This is a genomic window from Pseudonocardia sp. Ae505_Ps2, assembly GCF_001932425.1.
Classification (GTDB): Bacteria; Actinomycetota; Actinomycetes; order Mycobacteriales; family Pseudonocardiaceae; genus Pseudonocardia.
Map to the genome: position 1 here is coordinate 616,153 of NZ_MCIP01000001.1, position 7,856 is coordinate 624,008.

6 protein-coding genes are annotated in these 7,856 nt (G+C 74.4%); 5 read left to right on the forward strand and 1 reads right to left on the reverse strand.

Translation table 11 applies throughout. The features are described from left to right. The first annotated feature begins 34 nt into the window (after positions 1 to 34). The 3 genes from Ae505Ps2_RS02685 to Ae505Ps2_RS33955 all read left to right on the forward strand — a co-directional run bounded on the left by Ae505Ps2_RS02685 (position 35) and on the right by Ae505Ps2_RS33955 (position 2,875). Positions 35 to 1,009, forward strand: a complete 975-nt coding sequence (locus tag Ae505Ps2_RS02685) for an alpha/beta fold hydrolase (RefSeq protein WP_020623376.1) — start codon at positions 35 to 37, stop codon at positions 1,007 to 1,009. Positions 1,010 to 1,347: 338 nt separating this feature from the next. Then, positions 1,348 to 2,202 carry a M23 family metallopeptidase gene (locus Ae505Ps2_RS02690; RefSeq protein ID WP_249265210.1) on the forward strand — a complete coding sequence of 285 codons (855 nt, stop codon included), beginning with the start codon at positions 1,348 to 1,350 and terminating at the stop codon, positions 2,200 to 2,202. A gap of 49 nt (positions 2,203 to 2,251) precedes the next feature. Next, on the forward strand, positions 2,252 to 2,875 hold the full coding sequence (locus Ae505Ps2_RS33955) for a DUF1707 domain-containing protein (RefSeq protein WP_075310216.1): 624 nt from the start codon (positions 2,252 to 2,254) through the stop codon (positions 2,873 to 2,875). A gap of 3 nt (positions 2,876 to 2,878) precedes the next feature. On the opposite strand, the gene Ae505Ps2_RS02700 is transcribed toward Ae505Ps2_RS33955, so the two are convergent. Beyond that, entirely contained in the window at positions 2,879 to 5,329 is a 2,451-nt protein-coding gene (locus Ae505Ps2_RS02700) for a UvrD-helicase domain-containing protein (protein ID WP_075329817.1), read from the reverse strand. Positions 5,330 to 5,646: 317 nt separating this feature from the next. On the opposite strand from Ae505Ps2_RS02700, the gene Ae505Ps2_RS02705 reads away from it, so the two are divergent. Both Ae505Ps2_RS02705 and Ae505Ps2_RS02710 read left to right on the forward strand, forming a co-directional pair. Further along, positions 5,647 to 5,907: a chorismate mutase gene (locus tag Ae505Ps2_RS02705; protein ID WP_149663792.1), complete on the forward strand. Its 261-nt coding sequence runs from the start codon at positions 5,647 to 5,649 to the stop codon at positions 5,905 to 5,907. A gap of 302 nt (positions 5,908 to 6,209) precedes the next feature. After that, positions 6,210 to 7,595, forward strand: coding sequence for a hypothetical protein (locus tag Ae505Ps2_RS02710; RefSeq protein WP_075553384.1), 1,386 nt, complete (start codon positions 6,210 to 6,212; stop codon positions 7,593 to 7,595). Positions 7,596 to 7,856 lie beyond the last annotated feature (261 nt).

Consider the following 7,856-nt stretch of genomic DNA (forward strand, 5'->3'; position numbering starts at 1 on the left):
AGCGGAATCCTGTGACCTGCCTTACCTTTCGACTATGGCGACGTCGCTACCCGGAGGCGCTCGCCTGCACGCGATCGCCGACGGGGCGCTGTCGACAGTGACGGCCGCGACGTCCGATCTCGCGCAGGCGGCGGGCTACGCCGCGCGAACATTCACCTCGCGTGCGGGCCTGCGCGGGCTGGCGCTGGAGGGCGCCTGGCTGGCCGCGCACCTCGCGCTGTACCCGATCGGACTGGCCGAGGAGACCGTCCGCCCGCAGGGCCACTGGCGCACCGACAGCCTGCCGCCGGTCAAGCGGAGCCTGGTCGTCGCCGACCCCGCCGCGGCCGGGACGCCGATCCTGCTGGTGCACGGGATCATGGACAACCGCTCGGTGTTCACCGTGTTCGCCCACGAGCTGCGCCGGCGCGGCTTCGGCGTCGTGCACGCCATCAACTACAGCCTGCTCACCGACGACGTCCGCACCGCGGCGCACGAGCTGCGCGGCCACGTCGAACGACTGCGCGAGGCCACCGGGTCGGACCGGGTGCACATCGTCGGGCACTCCCTCGGCGGCGTGATCGCCCGCTACTACGTGCAGCGGATGGGGGGCGACGCCGTCGTCGACACCCTGGCGACGCTCGGCAGCCCGCACGCGGGCAGCAACCTGGCCCGGCTCGCGCCGCTTCCGCTGTGCCGCCAGCTCCGCCCCGGCTCGCCGATCCTGCGTGAGCTGGACGAACCGGCCCCCGGCTGCCGGACCCGGTTCCTGGTGGTCTGGTCACGGATGGACGAGATCATCGTCCCGCAGCGGAACTCCCGGCTGCGCCACCCCGACCTCGACGTCACCGAGCTGGAGCTCGACGACGTCGGCCACCTCGCCCTGCCGGTGGACCGGCGCACCGTGCACTTCGTGGCGAGCACGCTGGCCCGCGGCGAGGCGGAGCGCCGCGAGCACGACCGGGTGCGCGACCGGAGGCTGCGCGGGTCGCTGCGACTGGTCGGACGGCACGCGGCGCAAGGCGCCTGAGGGACCGGTCCGCGCGGGGGAACGGGGCTCCTCCGTTCGCCGTCGCGTCGATGACCGCCCGACCGGTCGCCGATGATCCACGACCGTCCGCAACGGCGCGATGGCCCGCCGTTGCCGCTCGGCGAGGCCCGGGTTACCGTCGCGTTGTCCACGTCACGGACCGGTCACGGTGATCGGTGTCGCCCCGAACGACACCATCCCCCGACGGAGCCCCCACTCCGACGATCACCGCCGAACGGCCCGCGGCGCCCTTGACCACCAGAAGGGCAGTCTTGTCGCGCCACCGCTCCCCCAGCGGCGCCACGCGACCGGAGGCCCGGCCCGGCACGCTCCCCCCTGTGCCGCTGGCCGGTCACCGGCTCCCGGCGCTCCCGGCTCCCCCGCCGGTGGTCTCGCGCACCCGGGTGACCGTCGCCGCGGCGGCCGGCGGTGCGCTGGTCGCGGCCGGTCAGACGGTCGCCGGGGCCCTCGGGGTGCCCGGCTGGGGCGGTGAGGCCTCGGTCGAGGAGTCCTACGCCCGGCTCGCCGCGTCGGCGATGCTGCCGGTGTCCGGCGACACCCGCCCGGCCGACACGACCGCCCCGCTGGACACCTCCGCGATCGGCGGGGAGCAGCTCAGCGCGCAGGCCGCGTCGCTGCCCGACCTGGACGCCACCTCGAAGGTCGACGTCGCCAACCTGACGAAGGCCGCCCGGATGGGCCGCGAGGCCGCCAAGCTGGAGCGGGCCGTGACGACCGCGATGTCGCACGGCGCCCCGAAAGCCGTGTTGTACGACGGCGAGGCGTTCGTCCTGCCGACGGCGGGCCGGTTCACCTCCGGCTTCGGCGCCCGCTGGGGCGTGCAGCACAAGGGCATCGACCTCGCCGCCCCGATCGGCACCCCGATCTTCGCCCTCACCGACGGCGTCGTGGAGAAGTCCGGTCCCGCCAGCGGCTTCGGGATGTGGGTGGTGCTCAAGCACCCCGACGGCACCAGCACCGTCTACGGCCACATCAACCGGTCGTTCGTGCAGGAGGGCCAGCAGGTCAAGGCCGGCGACGAGATCGCCGAGGTCGGCAACCGCGGCCAGTCCACCGGCCCGCACCTGCACCTCGAGGTGTGGGAGCCGGACGGCACCAAGATCGACCCGCTGCCGTGGCTGGCCGCGCGCGGTCTCGACGTCACCGCCGCGACGGGCTCGCGCGACGCCTGATCGCCGGGCACCGCTCCCCCGACCCGCCCGGACGGGTCAGAATGGCCGGGTGGGGGACGAGGCGGGGTACCGGGTGGGGGACGACGAGCGGCGGGCAGTGGACGCCCGGCTGCAGCGCGCGCACAGCGAGGGACGGCTGTCCCTGCCCGAGTACGAGGAGCGCTCGGCCACGGCCTGGGCGGCCCGCACCCGCGCCGACCTGGAGCCGTTGACCCGCGACCTCCCGGCCGACACCGCCGGGACGCCCACCGCCGCCGTCGAACGGGCGCCGACCGGGGCCCTCCGGGCACCGGCCGGGGAGTTCGCCGCGGCCGCCGGGCGACGCGCCGGCGGGATCCTCGCCGCGGTCGCGGTGGCCGTCGCCGCGGTCTGGGGACTGGCGCAGGTCGTGCCGATCACCGAGGGACTGACCGTGTTCGGGTCCCGCACCGTCGGGGCCGAGGCCGGCGACCGGGTGGGCGGGGTGACGGTGTTCGGCTCGACGACGGTCCTCGTGCCCGAGGGGACGCGGGCGGACGTCTCCGGGTTCACCGTGTTCGGCTCGACCGAGTGCCCGACGGCGTGCGCCGCGCCCGGCGACCGGACGGTGGACGTGCACGTCGTCGGGGCGTTCGGGTCGGTGAAGGTCCTGACCCCGGCCGAGGCCGCGGTGCAGGACCGCGACGACGACTGAGGTCTACAGCTTCTGCATCGGGACGCCACCGATCAGCATCAGCCGGACCGTCCCGCCCGAGCCGAAGTCGATCGTCACCGTCGCGCGCGGGCCGATGCCGTCGGCCGCGACGACCGTGCCCAGGCCGTACTTGTCGTGGTTGACCCGGTCCCCGACGTCGAGGTTCAGCGTCTGGTTGTTCAGCGACCGCTCCGGGACCTTCCAGCTCCCGCGGTCGGTCGCCTGCGGACGCTTCCCGAACCCGAACCGCCCGACCGGCGCCGACGGGCGCTGCGCGGCGAGCTGTTCCTCGCTGCGCCGCCAGTCGAGCAGCGACGGGGGCACCTCGTCGAGGAAGCGCGACGCCGGGTTGGTGCTGGGCTGCCCGAACGCGGACCGCACGATCGCCCGGGACAGGTAGAGCCGCTTCTCCGCGCGGGTGATCCCGACGTAGGCCAGCCGGCGCTCCTCGGCGAGCTCCTTGGGATCGCCGAGGGTGCGCAGGTGCGGGAAGATCCCGTCCTCCCAGCCGGTCAGGAAGACCACCGGGAACTCCAGACCCTTCGCCGTGTGCAGGGTCATCATCGTGACCACGCCGGAGTCGTCGTCGGGGATGGAGTCCGCATCCGCGACGAGTGCGACCCGCTCCAGGAACGCGGCCAGCGAGCCGGGCTCCGGGACACCGTCGGGGGTGTCGTCGTAGGTGTCGGCCTCACCCTCGGGTGCCGCGCCGTCGGGTGCCACGCCCTCGGGTGCCGCGCCGGATCCGATCGCGCCCCCTCCGTCCGCGGCGAGGTCGGTGACCGCGGCGTCGCCCGCGAACTCCCGCGCCACCGTGACGAGCTCGGCGAGGTTGTCCATCCGGGTGCCGTCCTGGGGGTCCTCCGAGGCCTGCAGCTCCTCCAGGTAACCGGTCCGCGCGTAGACGGCCTCGAGCACCTCGGCGGTGTCGTCGCCGCGGTCGACGAGCTCGCGCAGCTCGTCGAGCATGCGCACGAACCCGGCGATGTTCTTCTGCGAGCGGGTCGCCAGCGCGGGGAGCCGCTGCGGCTGTTCGGCGGCGGTGCGCAGCGCGCGGGCGAACGAGGTGCGCTCGCGCTCGGCGTACTCGGCGACGACAGCCTCGGCCCGGTCCCCGATGCCGCGCTTGGGCACGTTGAGGATGCGGCGCAGGCTGACCGTGTCCTCCGGGTTGGACAGCACCCGCAGGTAGGCCAGCGCGTCGCGGATCTCGCGGCGCTCGTAGAACCGCACCCCGCCGACGACCTTGTAGGGCAGCCCGACCCGCAGGAACACGTCCTCGAAGACACGGGACTGGTTGTTGGTCCGGTAGAAGACCGCGATGTCGGAGTTGCGGTACTCGCCGGTGTCGACGAGCCGGTCGATCTCCCGGGCGACGAACGACGCCTCGTCGTGCTCGTTGTCCGCGACGTACCCGACGACGCGCTCACCGTCGCCCGAGTCCGACCACAGCCGCTTGTCCCGGCGCTCCGGGTTGCGGGCGATCACCGCGTTCGCCGCGGACAGGATGGTCTGGGTGGAGCGGTAGTTCTGCTCCAGCAGGATGGTCCGCGCGTCGGGGAAGTCCTGCTCGAACTCGATGATGTTGCGGATGTTCGCGCCGCGGAAGGCGTAGATCGACTGGTCCGAGTCCCCGACGACGCACAGCTCGCCGGGCCGGCCGTTCGCCGTCGCCGGGGCGACGAGCTGGCGGACCAGCTCGTACTGCGCGTGGTTGGTGTCCTGGTACTCGTCGACCATCACGTGCCGGAAGCGGCGCCGGTAGTACTCGGCGACGGCGGGCAGCCTATCCAGCAGCGAGACCGTCTCCATGATCAGGTCGTCGAAGTCGAAGGCGTTCGCCTGGCGCAGCCGCGACTGGTAGACGCCGTAGACCTCGGCGATGCGCCGCTCGTGGTCGGTGGCGGCGCGCTCGGCGGCCTCGTCCGGCGAGACCAGCTCGTTCTTCAGGTTGGAGATCTGGGCGGCCAGTGCCCGCGGGGCGAACTTCTTCGGGTCCAGCTCCAGGTCGCGGCCGACGATGCCGACGAGGCGACGGGTGTCGTCGGCGTCGTAGACGGAGAAGGCGCTGCGCACGCCGAGGTGCTTGGCCTCGCGGCGCAGGATCCGCACGCACATGGAGTGGAAGGTGGACACCCACATCGGCCCGGACCGCCGCCCGACGAGGGCGTCGACGCGCTCCTTCATCTCGGCCGCGGCCTTGTTGGTGAAGGTGATCGCCATGATCTCGCCGGGATGCACCCCGCGCTCGGCGAGCAGCCAGCCGATCCGGTGGGTGAGCACCCGGGTCTTGCCCGACCCCGCGCCGGCGACGATCAGCAGCGGCGAACCCGCATGGGTCACGGCCTCCCGCTGACGGTCGTTGAGGCCTTCCAGCAGGCGGCGGCCCTGGGCCGTCGTCGGCTCGGCAGCGGCGGAAGGGCCCGTCCCGGGGAGTTCGAACAGCGCACTCATCGTGTCGAACACGGTACGCCGGGGGTCCGACAGAGCCCGCTCCGGCGTCGCCGGTCCCCGGGAAGCACGGCGACCCGGTGCGCCGGGTGGTCTACACTCGCCGCGTGGCACACGACGGGCGATTTCGCTACGGGTACCGGACCCCGGTTCCCGCTGCGCCGCCCGTCTGAGCCCAGACGCCACCCGCACGCCCCGGAGTCCGACGGACCCGGGGCGTTCGTACGTCCTCGGTCCCGACGGCCCGTGACCGAGACGAGGAGACCATGACCGTGACCGATCCCGCAGCCCCGCAGCCCCGCTCCGGCACGAGCACCGAGGTGCGCACCGGAGCCGACCCCGAGATCGAGCAGCTGCGCCGGGAGATCGACCGGCTCGACGCCGAGATCCTCGACGCGATCCTGCGCCGCACGGAGGTCTCGAAGCGCATCGGCGCCGCCCGCATGGCCGCGGGCGGACCGCGGATCGTCTACAGCCGGGAGATGGCGGTGCTCGACCGGTTCGCCGACCTCGGACCCGAGGGGCGCGAGCTGGCGATGATGCTCCTGCGGCTGGGCCGTGGACGCCTCGGCGGCCGCTGACCCCTGGTGCGACACCCGGTCGCGTCCGGCGACCGGGTAGAGGTGACGACCGTTCGGCGATTCACGCACAGTGCACAGCGCGACACGCCGGCGAGCGCCCCACCTGGGGTTCAGGTCAGGTCACCCTTGCGCAGGGGTTGCCTTCCGAGGCAACGAGCAGGCCGAGCGGTCGGATACGGCCGATGAACGGGAACCGCCCGAAAGGGTTACCTGCGACGAGCGGAGGGTGATCACTTGGGAATCAAGCGCTCCTTCCGGTACATCTTCCCAGGTCGAAATGACCCGAAGGAGGACGTGCGGCCGTGACCGACACACCTGCCGGAGCCCCGCTCCCCGGCGCCCCCGGCGCCACCGGGCCCCGCGACGTGGTGAGCGTCGCCGAGCTACTGGCGCGCCACTCGCGCGCGTCCCACGCCTCTTCCGACGGAGCGGGCCCGCTCACCGGGCCCGTCCTGTCCGTCGGCGACCTGCTGCGCCGCGAAGGGCGTCCCCCGGTGGCCGAGGGTGCCTCCGCCGACGCCGCCTCGGCCGGTGACATCGCCGCCGCGGGCGCCCCGGGCGGCTGGCCGGACATCGACCTCCCGCAGCCCCGCTCCGCGGCCGTCGCCGACGGCTGGACCGGCCGTCAGGTGTCCGGGCGCCGGCGCGCCGGTGTGGTCGCCGGCGCGCTGCTCGCCGCGGGCTCCGTGCTCGGCGCCGCCCTCTACAACGGCGTCGGCACCGAGAACTCCGACGCGCGCGCCGCCGCCGACGGCCTGTTCCCCGGCTTCGGCCTGCCCACCGCGGGCACCCCGGACACGCTGCCCGCCCAGTACCTCCCGGCGAACGTGGCGCTGAGCTCGCCGCTGCCGGACGCACCCGCCCCCGGTGCCACCGACTGGATGGCAGTCGCCTTCGGCCCGCAGCAGCCGGTCCAGGCGGCCGCGGCCAGCCGTACCCCGGGCACCGCAGCCGGTCCCGCCGCCGCGGTCCCCGCGCCCCGCACGCCCTCGACCGGCAACCCGGGCACCGGATCTCCGTCGTCGCCGACGGTCCCGGGGCCGCGCGGTGCCGGCGGCACGGGCTCGCCGCTCGCGCCGATCGTCGCGCCGATCAACAACCCCGACCGGGCCCCCGCCGGCAACCTGCTCGAGCCCGTGACGGGCACCCCGCCGTCGCGCGGCGGGACCAGCACCGGCCCGCTCCAGGACGTCACCGAGAACGTCCGCCCGGTCGGCAACGCCGTCGGCGGCGTCGTCGCCCCGGGCGCGCAGGCCGCGGCACCGGTCGGCAGGGCCGTCGGCGGTGCCGTGTCCCCGGTCACCGAGGCCGTCCGCCCGGTGACGGACGCGGTCAAGCCGGTCACCCGGCCCCTCACCGACACCCTCGAACCGGTGACGACGCCGGTGCTCGGCGCGCTGTCGCCGGTCACCGAGCCCGTGCTCGACAGCACCAAGCCGCTCACCGGGCCGATACTGAAGGCCGCCGAGCCGGTCACCGGGCTCCTCGACACCTCGGCCAAGAAGCCCGACACCGGTTCCTCGTCCGAGGAGGCCACCCAGCCGCTGCAGGCCGTCACGAAGCCCGTGGGGCAGGCGGTCAGCACGGTGACCGAGCCGGTCGGGAGCGCCCTGTCCGGCGTGACCGAGCCGGTCGGCGGGGTGCTCGGCGGTGTCACGAAGGGCGCCGGCGGGCTGCTGGGCGGCTGACGCCCTCCCACGACGACGGCCCCGGCCCCCGCACACGCGGAGGCCGGGGCCGTACGCCGTTCCGGTGCCGACGCTCCTTCCGGCACGCTCCGGTCGCTGCGCGACCTACACGAGCCTCCTGTCGGTGCCGATGCTCCTTCCGGCTCGCTCCGGTCGCTGCGCGACCTACACGAGCCTCCTGTCGGTGCCGACGCTCCTTCCGGCTCGCTCCGGTCGCTGCGCGACCTACACGAGCCTCCTGTCGGTGCCGACGCTCCTTCC

Bases quoted from the DNA above. Each gene is read 5' to 3' on its own strand.
- Ae505Ps2_RS02685 (WP_020623376.1), top strand. From the start codon at position 35: ATGGCGACGTCGCTACCCGGAGGCGCTCGCCTGCACGCGATCGCCGAC.
- Ae505Ps2_RS02700 (WP_075329817.1), bottom strand. From the start codon at position 5,329: ATGAGTGCGCTGTTCGAACTCCCCGGGACGGGCCCTTCCGCCGCTGCC.